The organism is Pseudoduganella sp. R-43 (genome assembly GCF_049913255.1).
In the GTDB taxonomy this organism is placed as follows: Bacteria; Pseudomonadota; Gammaproteobacteria; order Burkholderiales; family Burkholderiaceae_D; genus Rugamonas.
In genome coordinates this window covers 6009258-6028031 of the sequence record NZ_CP183988.1, presented here as the reverse complement: position 1 = coordinate 6028031, position 18774 = coordinate 6009258, and the positions used below count along the sequence as shown (strand labels likewise).

Sequence of the window (18774 nt, the reverse complement as noted above, 5' to 3'; positions counted from 1 at the left end):
GCAGCGGACCCGGCTCAGTGCAGCCGCGCGCCCAGCGCCTCGACGAATTTTGCAGGGTCGTCCACGCCAAGCACGATGTGGGTGGCAGCCCGGTCGCCGCCCAAGAGTGTTGGCAGCGCGGTACCGGGCCGCAGCGTGATTTCCACATTCATCGCACCCTGGTGGCGGAAATAGCGCTTGCCAGGCAGGCGCCGCTCCGGATGCGGCACGCGCGCGACTGAGACGATCGCGGCATACGGGACGACGGCATCGGCGGCCAGCGCGCCGCAGCGCAGGTGCAAATCGGCAGCGCCAAGCGACACTGGCCGCGCCAGGGTGGCGCGATAGTCGGCCAGCAAATAGAGCAGGCCCCAGGCAGTCAACGCCGTAGCGACCCAGGCGGCAGCCGGAGACCATAGGAAGTGCAGCAGCAAATGCGCGACGGGGATGTCGAATGCCATCAGCCAGATCCACGCAAGCTGGTTGCTCGCGTTGCCGCCTGCACGGGCCGTCGAAAAATGCTGTTCGCCTTCAAATACGGGCGCCGTGCGCATGAACAGGGCGTAATACCAGATGCGTGCTTCGAACTCCATCAGGCGGCCCGTGGTGCCTTTGCCAAAGCGGCGCCGGATAGCACGCGCCAGGACGCGGTCTGGATTGGCGTCGGCCTGCAGGGCGCGACGAATTCCCAGCAGCAGCCAGGCTGCGAGGGCTATTTCCGCCATGGCGAGCAGCCCAGGCAGTGCCATGCGCAAGCGGTCAATCTCGCGCCATGCCAGCTTGGATGCATCGGGGATGGCGAAACTGCCGAACGCCAGCCCCAGCAACAACATGGCGGCACATTTCCTGAGCCAATCCTTCCAGGCGGGCCGGCAAATCAGCAAATATGCAACAGGGAATGTAACCAAAAGGTCCAGTAGCAGCGGCCACTCCGGATGACCCAAGGGGTTGCCCTGTGTCCGGTAAAGGACGAAATGACCGCCCAGGGCGCCTGCGAATAACAGTGAAAACCAGTTGTTCCTGCTCCAGCTGCGAACCATTGCATGCTCCAGTACTTGTACTTGTCAATCATATACAGCATTCGGGCCACATATTGACACGAAAGTATCTTCGTCACATTCTTTCGTTTCACAATCCACATTTACCCCGGAGGCTGAATGGCTGAGGTCGATTTGTCGCCAGCATCGCAAGCGATGCTGGCGCTGCGCGACCAGGTGATCGACGCCTGGCGCGAGGTAGCGCGGGAGACCTTGTGCAAGGCCGGCGAGCTGCCCGACCCGATCTTGCTGAATACCCTGCCGACTTTTTACGAGCACCTGGCACGCCTGCTGACGCACGAGTATTACCAGGCCAGCGGCGTCGACGTGGCGGTGATCGCGCAGGAGCATGGCGGCGAGCGCGCGCGCCTGAGCGGCTACGACACCACCACCCTGATCCGCGAATACCAGCTGTTCCGGCAAGTGCTGTTCAAGATGCTGCACCTGCACAGCGTGGTGCTGACCCATGATCAGCGCGAAGCGATTGCCACCTCGATCGACAGCGCCATCCGCGAAAGCGTGACGGCCTTCGCCCTGATCCAGTCAGCGCTGCGCGAGCAGTTCATTGCCGCGCTGACGCATGACCTGCGCACACCACTGTCGACCGTCAGCGTGGCGGCGCAAGTTATCGAAAGCAAGGCGCCGAGTGACGACATCCGCAGGTTGGCCGAGCGCATCGCGGTGAACGCGCAGCGCATCGAAGCAATGACGCGCGACCTGCTGGACTGCATGGTGTTCGAAGGCGGGCAACGCTTGCCGCTGCACCTGGAGGAGTTCGACCTTGCCTTGCTGGCCTACGAGGTTGCGCAGCAAACCATGGAGCGCAGCGCAGTGCAGGTGCAGGTGGAATTCGAGTCGGCAGTGGGGCAATGGTGCCGCGCCTCGCTGCAGCGCGCGCTGGAGAACCTGCTGGGCAATGCCATCAAGTATCGCACGCCGGGTACGCCGGTCCTGGTCCGGGTCGCCTTCCATGGCGAGCGCGTGCAACTGTCCGTGCACAACGACGGCGAGCCGATTCCTGCCGAAGAGCTGGAATCGATCTTCCAGGTCTATCGCCGCGCGCGCGGGGGCAAATGCTCCAAGGATGGCTGGGGAGTAGGGCTGCCCTATGCGCGCCGCGTGGCCGAGAGCCACGGCGGCAGCATCATCGTCACCAGTTCGGCGGCGCTGGGCACCACCTTCCGGATCGACATCCCGATGGACGCGCGGCCTTTCAACTGCGCCCCAGTAGTGAATTAAAAGTCGGGGTCAGGTCTGGCAATCCGCCACATTTTTCGCAAAGCGAAAAATGTGGCGGATTGCCAGACCTGACCCCGACTTTTTGACCCCGACTTTTTAAAGCGTAGCGAAGACTTTTTTCGCGGCGGCGATGGTGGCGTCGATCACGGCGTCGTCGTGCTGGGCACTGACGAAGCCGGCTTCGAAGGCGGCCGGGGCGAAGTAGACGCCTTCGTCCAGCATCTTGTGGAAGAACACGTTGAACTTCTCGCGGTCGCCGGCCATCATTTCGGCGTAGTTGTTGGGCGGCGTGGCGCTGAAGTAGAGGCCGAACATGCCGCCTTCGGCATCGGCGCAGAAGGTGACGCCGGCTTCTTTCGCGGCGGCGCTCAGGCCGTCGGCCAGGCGGCGCGCGCTGCGGGCCAAGCCCTGGTAGAAGCCGGGCTGCTGGATCAGTTTCAAAGTGGTCATGCCGGCCGCCACGGCAACCGGGTTGCCCGACAGGGTGCCGGCCTGGTACACCGCGCCCACCGGCGACATCTTCGACATCAGTTCTTTCGAGCCGCCAAAGGCTGCCACCGGAAGGCCGCCGCCAATCACCTTGCCCAGCGCGGTCAGGTCGGGCTTGATGCCATACAGTTCCTGCGCGCCGCCGAGGCCGACGCGGAAGCCGCACATCACTTCGTCGAAGATCAGGATGGCGCCGTGCTCGGTGCACAGTTCGCGCAGCGCGCCCAGGAATTCCGGGGTGCCCTTGATCAGGTTCATGTTGCCGGCCACCGGTTCCACGATGACGCAGGCGATCTCATTGCCGTACTCGTCGAACGCGGCGCGGATGGCGTCCACGTTGTTGTAGTCGAGCACCAGGGTGTGCTTGACGAAGTCTTCCGGCACGCCGGCCGAGGTCGGGTTGCCGAAGGTGAGCAGGCCGCTGCCGGCTTTCACCAGCAGGGAGTCGGCGTGGCCGTGGTAGCAGCCTTCGAACTTGACGATCTTGTCGCGGCCGGTGGCGCCGCGCGCCAGGCGCAGGGCGCTCATGGTCGCTTCGGTGCCGGAGGAGACCAGGCGCACCTGTTCGATCGACGGCAGCAGGCGGCAGATTTCTTCCGCCATCTCGATTTCAGCTTCGGTGGGGGCGCCGAAGGACAGCCCGCGCGTGGCGGCATCCTGCACCGCCTTCACCACTTCCGGATGGGCGTGGCCGACGATGGCCGGGCCCCAGGAGCCGATGTAGTCGATGTAGCGCTTGCCGTCCGCATCCCAGAAGTAGGGGCCTTCGGCGCGGGTGATGAAGCGCGGCGTGCCGCCCACGGAACGGAAGGCGCGCACCGGCGAATTGACGCCGCCCGGGGTGGATTTCTGGGCGCGTTCGAACAGGATGTCGTTTTTCGAAGTAGTCATGGCTTGAAGAATCGATTGGGGACAAAGCGCCCCATGCCATAGCGCTGGGCATGGAGCAAGGTCTGGTAGGTGTATTGTTCGGCGCGCTCCACGGCTTCCGGCACGGCCAGGCCGTGCGCCAGCCAGGCGGCGATGGCGGCCGACAGGGTGCCGCCGGCGCCCACGAAGGGGCCCGGCAGGTGCTGCCATTTGTCGTGGCGCAGCACGCCTTCGGCGCTGTACAGGGTATTGGCGCGCTGCCCGCCGCCGGCGTTGGTGCCGGTGACCAGCACGTATTCGCAGCCGAGGTCGATCAGGTGTTCGGCGTCGTCGGCCATGGTTTCGCCGTTGCCCAGGTCGCGCCAGGTTTCGGCCATGCGCGCCAGTTCGACTTCCGACAGCATCAGCAGCGTGCCCTGCGGCACCAGCAGCTGGCGCAACACGGTCAGCAGCTCTTCGGGATCGTCTTCGTCGCCCGGCGGCGGCAACTGGCTGCCGAAGGGGTCGAGCACCAGCGGCGCGTCGGGATAGTCGGAAACGATTTCGGCCAGGGTGGAGACATGTTCCAGGTGGTCCAGCGCGCCCACCTTGAAGGCTTGCACCGGCACGTCTTCCAGCACCATGCGGGCCTGGTCGGCCACCCAGTCGGGATCGACATGCTGCTGGTCTTCGACGCGCGCGCTGTCGCCCACCAGCAGGGCGGTGGTGGCGGACAGGCCGCGGCAGCCGAGGGCATGGAAAACAGCCAGGTCGGCATGCACGCCCACCGCTCCGACCGGATCGGCCACGCCAAATGTCAGGATCAAGGGAGATGTTTGGTTTTGCACGGCGGTTAGATTAAGATACCTAATTCAGCATTTTACTTTATTAGAAGGTGACTCAACGTGAGCAGCAATGATACAAGCCAGGAATTCCAGAGCTGGATGTGCCTGATCTGTGGCTGGATTTATGACGAAGCCGCAGGCTTGCCGGAAGAAGGTATTGCGCCGGGCACCCGCTGGGCCGATGTGCCGATGAACTGGACTTGCCCGGAATGCGGCGCGCGCAAGGATGATTTCGAGATGGTCGCCATCTAAACCGTTATGTAGTTGAAAACTTAGTTTCTTATTAAATAAGGAATGTTTCCAAGTTTTCAAATAAATAAGTGTTTCTTTTAAGCAGCAGATCCTGCCATAGGGCTGTCCCCTGTGCTATCGTAGCGAGACTATAGGGAAATACTTTAGAAATGACGACAAAACCGCAAGGAACCGGACTGAAAATCATGGTGATCGACGATAGCTCGACTATTCGCCGGTCCGCAGAAATTTTCCTGACCCAGGCGGGATACCAGGTAATCCTGGCCGAGGATGGCTTTGATGCGCTGGCCAAGATCAATGACCAGCAGCCTGCGCTGATTTTCTGCGACATCCTGATGCCGCGGCTGGATGGTTATCAAACCTGCGCCCTGATCAAAAAGAGCGCCAAGTTTCATACGACCCCAGTGCTGATGCTCTCATCCAAGGATGGCCTGTTCGACCGCGCACGCGGCGCCATGGTCGGTTCGGCTGCCTACCTGACCAAACCCTTCACCAAAGATAGCCTGCTGGCTGCGGTGCGAGAGCACACCGCCGCCGCCAGTGCGTAAAACACCGTAATACAGAGAGTAAAGCATGGCCATTCAACGAATCCTGATCGTAGACGACTCGCCTACCGAGCGTTATTACCTGACCGACATCCTGGTGCGCAGCGGTTTCACCGTGTCCACCGCTGAAAACGGCGAAGAAGCCATGGCCAAGATCAAGGCCGACAAGCCGCAACTGATCCTGATGGACGTGGTGATGCCTGGCCAGAACGGCTTCCAGGTCACGCGCGCCATCGCCAAGGATCCTGAGCTGCAGGACGTGCCGATCATCATCTGCTCGTCCAAGAACCAGGAAACCGACCGTATCTGGGGCATCCGCCAGGGCGCCAAGGACTACCTGGTCAAGCCGGTCGACGCGGCCGAGCTGCTGGCCAAGATTGCCGCACTCGGTTAAGCGATGACGACCGAACAGCAGGCGCCGACCGGCGCTGAACGCCGCAGCCGCCTGCGGCAGTACCAAGTGACGCTGCTGGAGCGCATGCAGGCCGCCAAGGCCGGCACGGGCAATGCCGGCCGCGAACTGGGCGTGCTGCTGGGCGGCCGCCGCTGCCTGCTGGACCTGACCCAGGTCGGCGAAATCGTGCCGTTCCAGGCTGTGACGGCGGTACCGCTGTCGCAGGACTGGTATCGCGGCCTGTCCAATATCCGCGGCAACCTGGTCGGTGTGGTCGACCTGGCGCGCTATATGGGCGAGGCTGGCACGCAGGCAGGCCCGGACAGCCGCCTGGTGACGTTTGCCACCCACCTCAACTTTAATGTAGCAATCCTGGCCGGGCGCGTGCTTGGCTTGCGCAACCTGGACGAAATGGTGGAACAAGCACCGGCGGACAGTGGGCAAGCTGCCTGGGGTGGCCAGCAATTCCAAGACCGTGAAGGGCAGCAGTGGACCAGGCTGGACCTGGGCGAACTGGTGCACGATGCGCGGTTCCTGCAAATCGGCCTGTAATCTCGCGCTGCCATCGGGCAGGCGCAACATATTGAAAGCTATCGGGGGACGTAGTAATGGCATTTAAATTTTTGTCGCGCTCCGCACCGGAGGCCAGCGCCGAGCTGGGTTCCAATTCGGAGTTTGCCAACTTTAACAATTCTCAGTACGAAGGCGCGTCGCCAGAGGCGGCCGTTGACACTGCTGAACAACCGGCAGCGACCGAAAGCGTTACCCCGGAAGCGGCGGAAGGCGCGCGCGGCTTGCTGCAGCGCCTGCGTACCAGCTCGGTGGGCGAGGCTGCGGCCAACGTCAAGCTGCCGCTGATCGGCCACCTGCCCAGCGCGCGCCAGCTGAGCCTGCTGTCCACCACGCTGGGCGTATCGCTGCTGCTGTCGGTGGTCTTCGTGGCGTGGAACGCGTACAACAGCGGCGTGACGTCGACCCGTACCCAGATCGCTTCCGACGTGCTGATGCACTCGCAGCGTATCGGCAAGGCGGCGCCAAACGCGATTAAGGGCAACCAGCAGGCGATCAAGCAGCTGGAGGACAGCCGCAGCGAACTGAATCGCGCGCTGCTGGCGCTGGCCGACGGCGGCCGCTATGCCGGCCACTCGGTGTTGTCGGCCCCGGGCGCGGTATTGCCGACCCTGAACGATGCCCGCAAGAAGTGGACCGCTTCCGACAAGGCTGCCGCCACCATCGCCAAATACAAATGGGACTTGGCCGGTCTGGACGAGACCCTGCAAAAGCTCAACGCCATGTCGCCTGACCTGCTGTCGCTGACCGAGGAAGTCGCATCGGCGCGCCTGAAGCAGGGCGGCAGCGCCAAGGAACTGGCGGCCCTGGGCAAGCTGGGCATGCTGACCCAGCGCATGAGCCGTAGCGCTTCGAACTTCCTGACCGAGGGCGGCGTTTCCTCGTCCGAGACCGCGTTCCAGCTGGGCCGCGACGCGACCGTGTTCCGCCAGACCGTGGACGGTTTCCTGGGCGGCAGCGACCAGCTCGGCCTGCCGGCCGTGAAGGATGGCGAGACCCGCGAAAACCTGCAGGCGCTGAAGAAAGGCTTCGAAGACTACGACAAGCTGGTCAAGTTCATTCTGGACCGTCTGGAAAAATTCTCCGCTGCGAAGAGCGCGGAACGACTGCTGTTCAACGAGAACGAAGACGTTCGTGCCAACTTCGCCAACCTGCAGACCAAGCTGCGCGAGCAGCAGGACTCGCTGGGTATCTCGTTCTGGCTGATGGTGGTTGGCCTGACGGTGACCCTGGTCTCCGCTGCGGCGATCGGCCGCGTGCTGCTGCTCGATTCGCAGAACCGTGGCCGCGCTTCCGAGCGCCGCCGCCAGGAAGCGGAAGCGATGCGCCTGAAAGCGCAGCAGCAGGAAGAAGAAACCAAGGCCATTAACGAGCAGAACCAGGCCGCAATTTTGCGCCTGATGAACGAACTGCAGGAAGTGGCGGACGGTGACTTGACCGTGCAGGCAACCGTGTCGGAAGACATTACCGGCGCGATTGCCGACTCGGTTAACTACACCGTGGAAGAGCTGCGCGGCCTGGTAGGCCGTGTGACGATCACCGCGGAACAGGTTACCTCGGCATCGACCCACGCACAGGGTATTTCCAACGACCTGCTGGCAGCATCGGCAGCGCAGTCGAAGGAGATCCAGGACGCATCCAACACCGTTGTGAAGATGGCCAACGAAATTACCGACGTGTCGCGCAGCGCGGCCGAATCGGCGGACGTTGCGCGCCAGTCGGTTGATGCGGCGCGCCAGGGTGCGGAAGCGGTGCAGAACGCGATCAAGGGTATGGACGAGATCCGCGAGCAGATCCAGGAAACCTCGAAGCGCATCAAGCGACTGGGCGAATCCTCGCAGGAGATTGGCGAGATCACCGAGCTGATTTCCGACATTACCGAACAGACCAACGTGCTGGCGCTGAACGCGGCGATCCAGGCGGCATCGGCAGGTGAGGCAGGCCGAGGCTTCTCGGTGGTTGCGGAAGAGGTTCAGCGACTGGCGGAACGCTCCGCCGAAGCGGCCAAGCAGATCGGTGCGCTGGTGAAGACCATTCAGACCGACACCCACGACGCGGTGGCGGCAATGGAAAAATCCACGCAGGGTGTGGTCGAAGGTGCCAAGCTGTCCGACGCGGCAGGTACCGCACTGCAGGACATCTCGCAGGTTTCGAACCGCCTGGCGGAACTGATTCAGGGTATTTCCTACGCAACCGGCATGCAGGCGACGTCCGCAAACGGCGTGGCGCACAATATGCAGCACATCCTGCAGGTAACGCAGCAAACCCAGGATGGTACCCAGCAAACCGCGAGCTCGGTTCGCAAACTGACCTCGCTGGCGCAGGAGCTGAAGAACTCCGTGTCGCGATTCCGCGTCGGCGCCTGATGAGTGCCTGATTAGTGCCCAAGTTGCCGCTTAATTTTTAGAATCTATGAGCAAACCTGATCTTTCGTTCACCGCTTTGCCGCAATACGACACCGGCCCGCTGTCCTGGGTCATGGGTGAAATCCGCGAAGCGCTGGCCCGTTCCCGCACGGCGCTGTTCGAAGCCGGCGGGCGAGATGCGGAAGACCAGACCACGGCGCTGATGCATGCCAAGTCCCACCTGCACCAGGCGCACGGCGCCCTGCAGATGGTGGACGTGGACGGCGTCGCGCTGCTGACGCAATTGGCGGAAGTGGTGCTGGACCGCATGCGCGACGGCACGCTGAAATGCACGCCGGACCATGCGCAGCTGCTGGCCAATATGTACCAGGCGCTGGTAGAGTTCCTGGAGGAGCTCCTGTCCGGCGCCCCGTTCCAGCCGGTGCGCCTGTTCCCCTTCTTCCGCGATATCCAGGATTTGCTGGGCATCGACCGGGTCCACCCGGCCGACCTGTTCTTCCCCGACGTATCGCATGTGCCGGAACTGCCGGCGGCGCTGCCATCGGCCGGCGCGCCGGGCGGCGCCCCCGATTACAAGGCCCTGCGCCAGCGCTTCGAGCGCGCGCTGCTGCCCTACCTGAAGGCGGCCGACGCCGGCAGCCAGGCGATCCATGCCGCGGCGCTGCAGGCAGCCATTACCGACGTGGCAGACCAGCAAGGCGAGCATAAGGCGCGCGTGTTCTGGCGCGCCATGCAGGCCTTCGCCGAACTGGTGGTGAGCGGCCAGCAGGAAAGCAACCGCTACGTCAAGCAGCTGTTCGGCCTGATCAACCTGCAACTGCGCCGCCTGTCGGCCGGTTCGCCCGAACTGCCGGACAATGTGCTGAAAGAGGCGCTGTTCTTCATCGCCTCGGCCGATCCGGAAACCCTGCCGCCGCTGGCGCGCCAGCTGCGCGCCGGCTATGCGCTGGACGGCATGGTGCCGCACGATTTCGAGACGCGCCGCTACGGCCGTATTGACGACGCTTCGCTGGCCGCTGCGCGCGAGGGCATCGCCCACGCGCGTTCGGTCTGGCAGCGCATCGAACAGAACGAAAACAATCCGGAACTCGATAACGATTTCGGCCAGTCCCTGGCCAAGGCGGCCGTGGCCAGCGAAATGCTGGGCCTGGGCGCGCTGGCAGCGTTGCTGCGCCAGCTGGCGGAGTCGGCACGCAATACCGTGGGCACGCGCCGCAGCGAGGCGCTGGGGCTGGAAATGGCGACGGCACTGCTGTTCGCCGAGCACGGCATCGCCCAGATCCGCCACCTGCCGGACGATTTCAACGTCCACGCCGACACCATCGCGGCGCGCCTGCAAGCCTTGCAGGCCGGCGGCGCGGCGCCGGAGCCGGCGCAGTGGCAGGGCGGCCTGGCCCGCCAGCTGCACGAAGAAGATACCGTCGTCGCCCTGGCGCTGGAAATGAAGACCGGCTTGCGCCAGGTCGAGAAGATGCTGGACGAGTATTACACCGACCCGGCGCGCCGCGCCGAACTGTCGGACCTGGACAAGGTGCTGCACCAGCTGCACGGCGCCTGCGCCATCCTGGACCAGGACGATGCAATGAACGCCGCGGCGCACGTGCGCATCGAGATCGGCCGCCTGGCATCGGGCCAGTTCGATGAGGCGCACGAAGCCAGGGCGCTCGACGAGATCGCCCAGAACGTGGGCGCGCTGGGCTTCTTCGTCGATATGCTGGCGCAGAATCCATCCGGCGCGCGCGAGCGGTTCGCCTTCGATCCGGAACACGGTACGTTCCGTGCCGTGCCGTTCAAGAAAATCTCCGGCCCGGAGTCGATCCCGGTGCTGGAGGAGGCGCTGCCGGAGCCGGAAGCGGCCCCTGAGCCGGTGCTGACCGCGCCCGTTCCCGAAGCCGGCGCCGCCGGCGACGAGGCGGTGGAAGCGGAACTGCTGGAAATCTTCATCGGCGAGGCGCAGGAAGTGCTGGCCTTCGTGCGCGAGACGCTGGCGCGTCCGCACAGCGAGATTTCCAGCCTGGACACGATGACCATGCTGCGCCGTTCCTTCCACACGCTGAAGGGCAGCAGCCGCATGGTGGGCCTGAATCGCTTCGGCGACGGCGCGCATTCGATCGAGAAGGTGATGAACCTGTGGCTGGCAGAAGAGCGCCGTGCCACCGAAGACCTGTTCGGCCTGCTCGAATTTGCGAGCGAAGAGATGTCGGCATGGGTGGATGAACTGGCCAGCACGGGCAATTCTGCGCGCCAGGAAAAACCGATCGTCGACGCTGCCACGCGCGTGCAGGACACTGGCGTGTTCGAGCGTCCTGCTGCGGGCACCCTGCCTGCCGCGGCGCCAAGTGCGCCGCAAGCAGCCGGCGTCGAGATCGAGGCTGCAGTGGACGCGATCGAGGCCCCGGCACTGGCCGAGCCAATCGTCGTGGAGCCTGCCGGCGCCGAGGCGGCGGCTGAGGGAGCCGCGCCGGAAGCGGCCGAGGAAGTGATCGAAGCACTGCCTGCCGACCTGTCCTTTGACCTGGACGCGATCGAAGTCACCGAGCCCGAACCTGCCCTGACGCTGGACGAGCCGCTGGTCGTCGAGGCGCTGGAAACGGAAGCGGCAACGGCCCGCCCAACCAACGTCATCGAATTCCCGACTGCTACCGCGCCAACGCCACCAGAGCCGCCGGCGGAAGACAATATGAAGTTCGTGGGGCGCCTGGCGATCCCGCTGCCGCTGTACAACATCTACATGGCGGAAACCGACGAACTGGTACGCCTGCTGTCGCAAGATTTCGGCGAATGGCGCCACGAGCAGCGTCCGGTGAATCCGGAGGCGTTGCAGGCGGTGCATACCCTGACCGGCACCTCCGGCACGGTGGGCTTCAAGCCGCTGCGTGAGCTGTCCTATGCGCTGGAAATCACGCTGCAGGAACTGCAACCGCCAGCGCCGCACCTGGACGATGCGCAACACGACCTGTTCGATTTCACGATCGAGCGCGTGCGCCAGATGCTGCAAAGCTTTGCCACCGGCGAGCTGCCGCCGGAACAGCCGGAATTGATCGAAGCGCTGCACAAGCTGCGCGACGAACTGGCGCATCCGCCGGAAGTCGGCCAGGAACTCGACGAACGCCTGGACAGCATTGTCGGCGAGCCAGCCAGCGCGCAGCTGGAACAGCGCCTCGACAACCTGTTCAGCGATACTTACCACAGCCTGGTCGCCGAACCGCCGGCAGAAACGGCACACGCAGAGCAGCCGAAGCAGGAAGTTGTCGCGCAGGACGGCAACATCGATAACCTGTTCGATGCCGCTTTCGATGACGCTTTCGATGCGCCTGAACTGAAGCAGGCCGGGCCTGCCGCAGAAACGCTGCGCCTGGTGGAGCCGGGCGAAGCCAAAGAGATCGTCGCCGAAGCCGCTGAACCGGCGGTCGAGGAAATCGCCGCGCCGGTGGTCGAAGAAGCTGCCGCACCGGACCTCGAGCAGATCGATGCGCTGCTGGTCGAAGAAACCCCGGTGCCGGTCGCCGAGGAAACTGCCGAACCAGTCGTCGAGCAGGCCGCTGCGCCGGTCGTCGAAGAAGCCGCTGCCCCGGCCATCGAGCAGATTGCCGAGCCGGCCGTTGCCGAAGCCGAACCCGAACCTGCCACCGGGGACATCGAGGAAGCCGCGCTGCTGGCCGAAGCCGATGCTGCCACTGCCGAAGCCGCGATGGAAGTCGACGCCATCGATGCCACGGCATTGGCTGCCGGCGAAGCCATCGAAGAAGATGCGGTCGACCTGGACCACGCCGCTGCAAGCGAAGTGCAGGTGGTCGAACTGCCGGAAACCCCGCACCTGCTGGGCGCCAGCCCGTCCGACATCCACGACGAACTGGACCCGGACCTGCTGCCTGTGTTCCTGGAAGAAGGCACCGACCTGCTGCCGCAGATCGGCGAATCGCTGCGCGCCTGGCACGCCAAGCCGACCGATTTCAGCCACGCCCACAGCCTGCAGCGCGTGCTGCACACCGTGAAGGGCAGCGCCCGCATGGCCGGCGCGATGCGCCTGGGCCAGCACGCGCACGAAATCGAAACGCACATTGAAAACATGGTGCACGCAGGTAGCGCCTCCCAGCACTCGTTCGACGAGCTGATGGCGCACTACGACCACGCGCTGCTGCTGTTCGAACAACTGCAAAATCCGGAAGCCTATGCAGCTGCCATGGCCGCCGCGCAAGCGGCAGCCGCAGCACCGGCCGCCGATGCCCGCGCGCCGGCAGCGCAAGGCGCAGCCCAGCCTTCGCTCAGCGCCCTGGCTGCGCGCCTGGCGGCAGCGCCTGGCACGGCGGCACGCGGCGGCGACGAAGCGGAAGGCGCCAAGGCCTCGCCGCTGGTGCGTGTGCGTGCAGACATCCTCGACCGCCTGGTGAACCAGGCCGGTGAAGTGTCGATCACCCGTTCGCGCCTGGAAAACGAAGTGACCTCGCTGCGTACCTCGGTATCGGACTTCCAGGAAAACTTGAATCGCCTGCGCCGCCAGCTGCGCGAAGTCGAAATGCAAGCCGAGTCGCAGATCGCTTCGCGCATGTCGATTGCCGGCGAGCGCGAATTCGATCCGCTGGAGTTCGACCGCTTCACCCGCCTGCAGGAACTGACCCGCATGATGGCCGAATCGGTGAACGACGTGGCCTCCTTCCACGAAGGCCTGATCCGTTCCATCGACGGCGCCACCGGCGACTTGACGCAGCAAGCGCGCATGACGCGTGACCTGCAGCGAGACCTGATGCGCGTGCGCATGGTGCCGTTCAACAGCGTGTCCGAGCGTCTGTTCCGCGTGGCCCGCCAGGGCGCGAAAGAAACCGACAAGCGCGTCAACCTGGACATCCGCGGCGGCGGCGTGGAAATGGACCGCAGCGTTCTGGAACGCATGGCCGCGCCGTTCGAACACTTGCTGCGTAACGCCATCGTGCACGGCATCGAGCCGCGCGAACGCCGCGTTGAACACGGCAAGGGCGAGACCGGCGAGCTGCTGGTGCAGGTCAGCCAGCAGGGTAACGAAGTGGTGCTGGAGTTCAGCGACGACGGCGCCGGCCTGGACCTGGAACGCATCCGCGCCAAGGCGCGCAGCGTCGGCCTGCTGGCCGACGACCAGGTGGTCAGCGATGCCGAAGCGTCCAACCTGATCTTCCAGCCGGGCTTCTCCACTGCCGATACGCTGACCGAACTGGCCGGCCGCGGCGTGGGCATGGACATCGTGCTGTCCGAGGCGCAAGCCCTGGGCGGCCGCGTGGAAACCTTCACCGAGCCAGGCAAGGGCACCCGCTTCACGATCCGCCTGCCGCTGACGCTGGCCGTGACCCAGGTGGTGCTGATCTCCGCCGGCGGCCGCACCCACGCGGTGCCGGCGCTGATGGTGGAGCAGGTGCTGCAACTGAAGGAAGGGGCACTGGCCGAAGCTACCGCCAAGGGCGCCGTGGTGCACCATGGCCAGCACGTGCCGCTGCGCTACCTGGCAACCTTGCTGGGCGATGGGGAAGCGCGTCCGCTGCTGCAACGCTCTTCGCCGGTGATGATGCTGCGTAACGGTACCGACCGTGTCGCGCTGCACGTCGATGAGATCCTCGGCAACCGCGAGGTGGTGATCAAAAACATCGGCCCACAGCTGTCGCGCATGCCCGGCATCGCCGGCGCAACCGTGCTCGGTTCGGGCGAGATCGTGCTGATCCTGAATCCGGTGGCGCTGCAGCTGCACGTGGCGCAGCATCCGGAACTGGCGCCGCGCACTGCCGCGACTCCGGCGCCGGCGCCGGCCGGCGGCAGCGCCGAACCGGTGGAACCGACCCGCGCGCATGGCACCGTCATGGTGGTGGACGATTCGCTCACCGTGCGCAAGGTGACCCAGCGCCTGCTGGAGCGCGAAGGCTACCACGTCATGCTGGCAAAAGACGGCGTGGATGCGCTGGAACAGTTGCAGGACCGCTTGCCGGAACTGATGCTGGTCGACATCGAAATGCCGCGCATGGACGGCTTCGACCTGACCCGCAACGTGCGCGGCGACGAACGCACCAAGGAGATCCCGATCATCATGATCACCTCGCGTTCGGCGGACAAGCACCGCAACTACGCGCTGCAACTGGGCGTGAATGCCTACTTCGGCAAGCCGTTCCAGGAAGATATCCTGCTCGGCGCCATCGCCGGCCTGCTGCCTCAACGGGCTTGAGGCGCGCAGCAGCGGACCAAAGGGCAGGCCACAGCGCCTGCCCTTTTTATTTCTTGACGACTTCGTAGCGCTCGAGCGTGCGCTGGCGCGCCTGGTCGTGGTCGACGACCGGATTGCGCGGCAGGTGGATCTCCTTGGCCGGCAAACCGGCTAGCTGCGGCAGGTAGCGCTTGATGAATTTCCCCTCCGGATCGAACTTCTGCGACTGCGTGACCGGATTGAAAATCCTGAAGTAGGGCTGCGCATCGCAGCCCGACGACGACGCCCATTGCCAGCCGCCGTTGTTGGCCGCCAGGTCGAAATCATTCAGATGCAGCGCGAAGTAGGCTTCGCCGCGGCGCCAGTCGATCCCCAGATCCTTGCACAGGAAAGAGGCCGTCACCATGCGCAGGCGGTTGTGCATATAGCCGGTCCGGTTTAGCTGCAGCATGGCCGCATCCACCAGTGGATAGCCGGTGCGGCCTTCGCACCAGGCCGCGAACAGTTGGTCGGCCTGCGGCCCGGTTTCCCATTCGATCCTGTCGTAGGCCGGCTTGAAGGCGCCATCCACCACGTGCGGATGGTGGTACAGGATCTGCATGTAGAACTCGCGCCAGATCAGTTCCGACAGCCACACCGCGCCGCCTTCGCCTGCCGCGCCGCGCGCCGACAGGGTCATCACGGTGCGCACCAGGTGGCGGATCGACACGGTGCCAAAGCGCAGGTGCATTGACAGGTAGGACGGCCCCTTGATGGCCGGGTAGTCGCGCGCCACGCCGTAGCCGGCGATCCGGCCCAGGAACTCGTCGAACAGCTGCGGGCCGTCGCCGATGCCCAGTTCATGCAGGTTGGTGCGCTCGAAACCAAGATCGGCCAGCGCCGGCAGCGTGCTGCCGCCCGGTGCGAAGCGGCCCGGCTCCACGGTGTACGGCACCAGTGCCGAGGGATCCGCTTCCAGCTTGCGCAGCCAGGCGTTCTTGTAGGGCGTAAACACGGAAAACGGCTGGCCGGCCTGGGTCAGCACTTCGTCGCGCTCGAACACCACCTGGTCCTTGAAGGTGCGCAGTTCACGGCCGGCAGCGCGCAGGCTGCGGGCCACGGCGTCGTCGCGGGCAATGGCGGCCGGCTCATAGTCATGGTTGGCGAAAACGGCATCCGCATCGAGCTCGGCCGCCAGCGCGGGAATTGCTGTTTCGGCAAGGCCATGCCGCACGATCAGGTGCCCGCCAGCCGCTTCCAGCTCAGCAGCAAGGGCCGCCAGCGTATCGTGGATAAACTCGACCCGCCGGTCGGCAGCGGGGAGCCGATCCAGGATGGCGCGGTCGAAAATAAAGGCCAAGTACACTGTCCCTGCAGAGGCCAGAGCGTGATGCATGGCGGCATGATCGAACAGGCGAAGGTCCCGGCGCAACCAGACAAGGGCGTTTTTCATGGCTGGATCAGCAATTCATAGTAAACTGTGGGTATATCCGGCAGTTGCAGCGCGGATATTACAGTAAAGAACTCTTAACAGTCCTGCATAGAGAGCAATCATGAAAAAAGTCAAATTGACCAGAAGCATGCCTGTGCCGGGATTGTTACCGGAAACTAGTGAACTGAAGGAGCTAAAGGCGCCTATGACTGCCCCTGCGCTCAACCTGGCGAATCATTTCCTGATTGCCATGCCATCCATGCAAGACCCGATCTTTGGCGGCACGGTCGTGTATGTATGCGAACACAATGAGAACGGCGTGCTGGGCGTCGTGATCAACAAACCTACCGACATGACCATGGAAGTGCTGTTCGACCGGATCGACCTGGAAGTGTCGTCCGCCGCCGAGCGCCACCTGGAGTCGGAGCCGATCATGTTCGGCGGCCCGGTGCAGGATGACCGCGGTTTCGTGCTGCATACCCCGGGCGCGCACTATTCGTCTTCGCTGACGGTAACCAACGACGTCGCCTTCACCACCTCCATCGACGTGCTGGAAGCCGTGGCCCGCGGCCAGGGACCCGAACGCATGATGGTGTCGATCGGCTACGCGGGCTGGAGCCCCGGCCAGCTGGAAGACGAGCTGGCCCGCAATGGCTGGCTGACGGTGGCCGCCGACCCGCGCATCGTGTTCGATGTGCCGATCGAGGACCGCTACCAGGCCGCCATCAAGCTGCTGGGCTTCGACCCCCTGATGCTCAACTCTGAAGCGGGTCATGCATAGTCCGGAAACTGTTTTAGGCTTCGACTTCGGCATCAAACGCGTTGGTGTCGCAATGGGAAACACAATGATCGGCCAGGCCACCCCCCTGGCCGTCATTCAATCCACCGTCAACGATGCTCGCTTCGCCGAGATCAAGGCCCTGATCGACAAATGGGGGCCGACCAGGCTGGTTGTCGGCCTGCCTTTCCACCCGGACGGGGCAGAGCACGACATGACGGCGCGCTGCCGCAGGTTCGCCAATCAGCTGAACGGCCGCTTCAACCTTCCCGTGGTGCTGGTCGACGAGCGCTACTCGTCCGCGATGATTGCCGCCAAGCGCGGCGAGATCATCGACGACCGTGCCGCTGCCATCATCCTCCAACAATACTTTGACGAATATGTCCCACACTGATCCCCAACAGCTTGACGCCGAAGCGCTGTACGCCAGCCTGCTCGAGCAGGTGAAGGCCGGTATCGCCGGCGCCAATGATCCCGCCATCGTCGGCATCCACTCCGGCGGCGCCTGGATCGCCGAGCGCCTGGCCAAGGACCTGGGCCTGGCGGCGCGCCTGGGCGTGCTGGATGTGTCCTTCTACCGCGACGATTACGCGAAGAAGGGCCTGCCGGCCGAAGTGAAACCGACCCACATCGGTTTTGACGTCAACGGCGCCACCATCGTGCTGGTGGACGACGTGCTCTACACCGGCCGCACCACCCGTGCCGCCATCAACGAATTGTTCGACTACGGCCGCCCGGCGCGCATCATGCTCGCCTCGCTGGTGGACCGCGGCGAACGCCAATTGCCGGTGGCTGCCGATTTCGTGGCGGCGCACACGCGCTGCGCGCCGGGCCAGGCGCTGCGCCTGCAGCAAACCGGCGACGGAAAGTTTTCCCTGACTCTTGAACAGAACCATGCTTAATCCGCAACTCAACAAACACGGCGAGCTTCAGCACCTGCTGACGACCGAGGGCCTGCCGAAGGCCATCATCAACCAGATCCTCGATACCGCCTCCTCTTTCGTGTCCGTGTCGGACCGCGAAGTGAAGAAGGTCCCGCTGATGCGCGGCAAAAGCGTTTTCAACCTGTTCTTCGAGAATTCCACCCGTACCCGCACCACCTTCGAGATCGCGGCCAAGCGCCTGTCGGCCGACGTGATCAACCTGAACATCGCGGCGTCCTCCGCCAGCAAGGGCGAGTCTCTGCTGGACACCATCGACAACCTGTCGGCCATGCACGCCGACATGTTCGTGGTGCGCCACTCGCAGTCCGGCGCGCCCTACCTGATCGCCAAGCACCTGCAGGATACGAAGCAGAACCACGTGCACGTGGTGAACGCGGGCGACGGCCGCCACGCGCACCCCACGCAGGGCCTGCTGGACATGTACACCATCCGCCACTACAAGAAGGACTTCACCAACCTGCGCGTGGCGATCGTGGGCGACATCCTGCACAGCCGCGTGGCCCGTTCCGACATCCACGCCCTGACCACGCTGGGCGTGCCGGAAATCCGCGCCATCGGCCCGCACACGCTGCTGCCGGGCGGCCTGGAGCAGCTGGGCGTGCGTACCTTCACCAACATGGATGAAGGCTTGAAGGACGTCGACGTGATCATCATGCTGCGCCTGCAGAACGAGCGCATGAGCGGGGCGCTGCTGCCGTCCGCCGGCGAGTACTTCCGCGCCTACGGCCTGACGCCGGAGCGCCTGGCGCTGGCCAAGCCCGACGCCATCGTGATGCACCCGGGCCCGATGAACCGCGGCGTGGAGATCGACTCCGCCGTGGCCGACGGCCCGCAAGCGGTGATCCTGTCGCAGGTCACCTTCGGTATCGCAGTCCGCATGGCGGTAATGAGCATCCTGGCAGGCACGCAAGCATAA

The 18774-nt window shown here is 64.5% G+C and carries 15 protein-coding genes; 11 read left to right on the top strand and 4 right to left on the bottom strand.

The window, feature by feature from the left end; translation table 11 throughout:
* Positions 1-14 precede the first annotated feature (14 nt).
* A complete protein-coding gene (locus tag ACN9M3_RS27510; RefSeq protein WP_426164814.1) occupies positions 15-812 on the bottom strand; it encodes a hypothetical protein in 798 nt (265 codons plus the stop codon).
* 324 nt (positions 813-1136) lie between these two features.
* Here ACN9M3_RS27510 and ACN9M3_RS27505 point away from each other — a divergent pair, with 324 nt between their 5' ends.
* Positions 1137-2255, top strand: coding sequence for an ATP-binding protein (locus ACN9M3_RS27505; protein ID WP_426319248.1), 1119 nt, complete (start codon positions 1137-1139; stop codon positions 2253-2255).
* Between the two features lie 96 nt (positions 2256-2351).
* On the opposite strand, the gene hemL is transcribed toward ACN9M3_RS27505, so the two are convergent.
* Both hemL and thiD read right to left on the bottom strand, forming a co-directional pair.
* Positions 2352-3635: a glutamate-1-semialdehyde 2,1-aminomutase gene (gene hemL, locus ACN9M3_RS27500; protein WP_426164810.1), complete on the bottom strand. Its 1284-nt coding sequence runs from the start codon at positions 3633-3635 to the stop codon at positions 2352-2354.
* Complete coding sequence (gene thiD, locus ACN9M3_RS27495; RefSeq protein ID WP_426164808.1) at positions 3632-4441, bottom strand: bifunctional hydroxymethylpyrimidine kinase/phosphomethylpyrimidine kinase; 810 nt, start codon at positions 4439-4441, stop codon at positions 3632-3634. The genes hemL and thiD overlap by 4 nt, the downstream gene beginning before the upstream one ends.
* 96 nt (positions 4442-4537) lie before the next feature.
* Here thiD and ACN9M3_RS27490 point away from each other — a divergent pair, with 96 nt between their 5' ends.
* From ACN9M3_RS27490 to ACN9M3_RS27465, 6 genes are all read left to right on the top strand, one after another.
* Positions 4538-4690: a rubredoxin gene (locus tag ACN9M3_RS27490; RefSeq protein WP_028104578.1), complete on the top strand. Its 153-nt coding sequence runs from the start codon at positions 4538-4540 to the stop codon at positions 4688-4690.
* Positions 4691-4839: 149 nt separating this feature from the next.
* Positions 4840-5238: a response regulator gene (locus ACN9M3_RS27485; RefSeq protein WP_426164806.1), complete on the top strand. Its 399-nt coding sequence runs from the start codon at positions 4840-4842 to the stop codon at positions 5236-5238.
* Positions 5239-5263: 25 nt separating this feature from the next.
* The gene (locus ACN9M3_RS27480) at positions 5264-5629 is read left to right on the top strand and encodes a response regulator transcription factor (protein ID WP_055929369.1); all 366 of its coding nucleotides are present in this window, start codon (positions 5264-5266) and stop codon (positions 5627-5629) included.
* Positions 5630-5632: 3 nt separating this feature from the next.
* A complete protein-coding gene (locus ACN9M3_RS27475) occupies positions 5633-6181 on the top strand; it encodes a chemotaxis protein CheW (RefSeq protein ID WP_426164803.1) in 549 nt (182 codons plus the stop codon).
* Between the two features lie 56 nt (positions 6182-6237).
* Entirely contained in the window at positions 6238-8565 is a 2328-nt protein-coding gene (locus ACN9M3_RS27470; protein ID WP_426164801.1) for a methyl-accepting chemotaxis protein, read from the top strand.
* A 46-nt stretch (positions 8566-8611) separates the two neighbouring features.
* The gene (locus ACN9M3_RS27465; protein ID WP_426319247.1) at positions 8612-14746 is read left to right on the top strand and encodes an Hpt domain-containing protein; all 6135 of its coding nucleotides are present in this window, start codon (positions 8612-8614) and stop codon (positions 14744-14746) included.
* Between the two features lie 46 nt (positions 14747-14792).
* Here the strand turns inward: ACN9M3_RS27465 and ACN9M3_RS27460 are convergent, their stop codons facing one another.
* On the bottom strand, positions 14793-16157 hold the full coding sequence (locus ACN9M3_RS27460) for a cryptochrome/photolyase family protein (protein WP_426319246.1): 1365 nt from the start codon (positions 16155-16157) through the stop codon (positions 14793-14795).
* A 184-nt stretch (positions 16158-16341) separates the two neighbouring features.
* Between ACN9M3_RS27460 and ACN9M3_RS27455 the strand changes: the two genes are divergently transcribed.
* Genes ACN9M3_RS27455 through ACN9M3_RS27440 form a run of 4 tightly spaced genes read left to right on the top strand, consistent with a single transcriptional unit; the run spans position 16342 to position 18774 of the window.
* A complete protein-coding gene (locus ACN9M3_RS27455) occupies positions 16342-16917 on the top strand; it encodes a YqgE/AlgH family protein (protein WP_426319245.1) in 576 nt (191 codons plus the stop codon).
* Positions 16918-16969: 52 nt separating this feature from the next.
* Positions 16970-17308: a Holliday junction resolvase RuvX gene (gene ruvX, locus ACN9M3_RS27450; protein ID WP_426319244.1), complete on the top strand. Its 339-nt coding sequence runs from the start codon at positions 16970-16972 to the stop codon at positions 17306-17308.
* On the top strand, positions 17295-17816 hold the full coding sequence (pyrR, locus tag ACN9M3_RS27445) for a bifunctional pyr operon transcriptional regulator/uracil phosphoribosyltransferase PyrR (RefSeq protein ID WP_426164791.1): 522 nt from the start codon (positions 17295-17297) through the stop codon (positions 17814-17816). The genes ruvX and pyrR overlap by 14 nt, the downstream gene beginning before the upstream one ends.
* Complete coding sequence (locus ACN9M3_RS27440) at positions 17809-18774, top strand: aspartate carbamoyltransferase catalytic subunit (protein ID WP_426164789.1); 966 nt, start codon at positions 17809-17811, stop codon at positions 18772-18774. Before pyrR ends, ACN9M3_RS27440 begins: the two co-directional genes overlap by 8 nt.

Excerpts from the sequence above, each read along its gene's own strand:
- ACN9M3_RS27510 (WP_426164814.1), bottom strand. The coding sequence starts at position 812 with ATGTTGTTGCTGGGGCTGGCGTTCGGCAGTTTCGCCATCCCCGATGCA.
- ACN9M3_RS27505 (WP_426319248.1), top strand. The coding sequence starts at position 1,137 with ATGGCTGAGGTCGATTTGTCGCCAGCATCGCAAGCGATGCTGGCGCTG.
- hemL (WP_426164810.1), bottom strand. The coding sequence starts at position 3,635 with ATGACTACTTCGAAAAACGACATCCTGTTCGAACGCGCCCAGAAATCC.
- ACN9M3_RS27490 (WP_028104578.1), top strand. The coding sequence starts at position 4,538 with ATGTGCCTGATCTGTGGCTGGATTTATGACGAAGCCGCAGGCTTGCCG.
- ACN9M3_RS27485 (WP_426164806.1), top strand. The coding sequence starts at position 4,840 with ATGACGACAAAACCGCAAGGAACCGGACTGAAAATCATGGTGATCGAC.
- ACN9M3_RS27480 (WP_055929369.1), top strand. The coding sequence starts at position 5,264 with ATGGCCATTCAACGAATCCTGATCGTAGACGACTCGCCTACCGAGCGT.
- ACN9M3_RS27475 (WP_426164803.1), top strand. The coding sequence starts at position 5,633 with ATGACGACCGAACAGCAGGCGCCGACCGGCGCTGAACGCCGCAGCCGC.
- ACN9M3_RS27470 (WP_426164801.1), top strand. The coding sequence starts at position 6,238 with ATGGCATTTAAATTTTTGTCGCGCTCCGCACCGGAGGCCAGCGCCGAG.
- ACN9M3_RS27465 (WP_426319247.1), top strand. The coding sequence starts at position 8,612 with ATGAGCAAACCTGATCTTTCGTTCACCGCTTTGCCGCAATACGACACC.
- ACN9M3_RS27460 (WP_426319246.1), bottom strand. The coding sequence starts at position 16,157 with ATGAAAAACGCCCTTGTCTGGTTGCGCCGGGACCTTCGCCTGTTCGAT.
- ACN9M3_RS27455 (WP_426319245.1), top strand. The coding sequence starts at position 16,342 with ATGACTGCCCCTGCGCTCAACCTGGCGAATCATTTCCTGATTGCCATG.
- ruvX (WP_426319244.1), top strand. The coding sequence starts at position 16,970 with ATGGGAAACACAATGATCGGCCAGGCCACCCCCCTGGCCGTCATTCAA.
- pyrR (WP_426164791.1), top strand. The coding sequence starts at position 17,295 with ATGTCCCACACTGATCCCCAACAGCTTGACGCCGAAGCGCTGTACGCC.
- ACN9M3_RS27440 (WP_426164789.1), top strand. The coding sequence starts at position 17,809 with ATGCTTAATCCGCAACTCAACAAACACGGCGAGCTTCAGCACCTGCTG.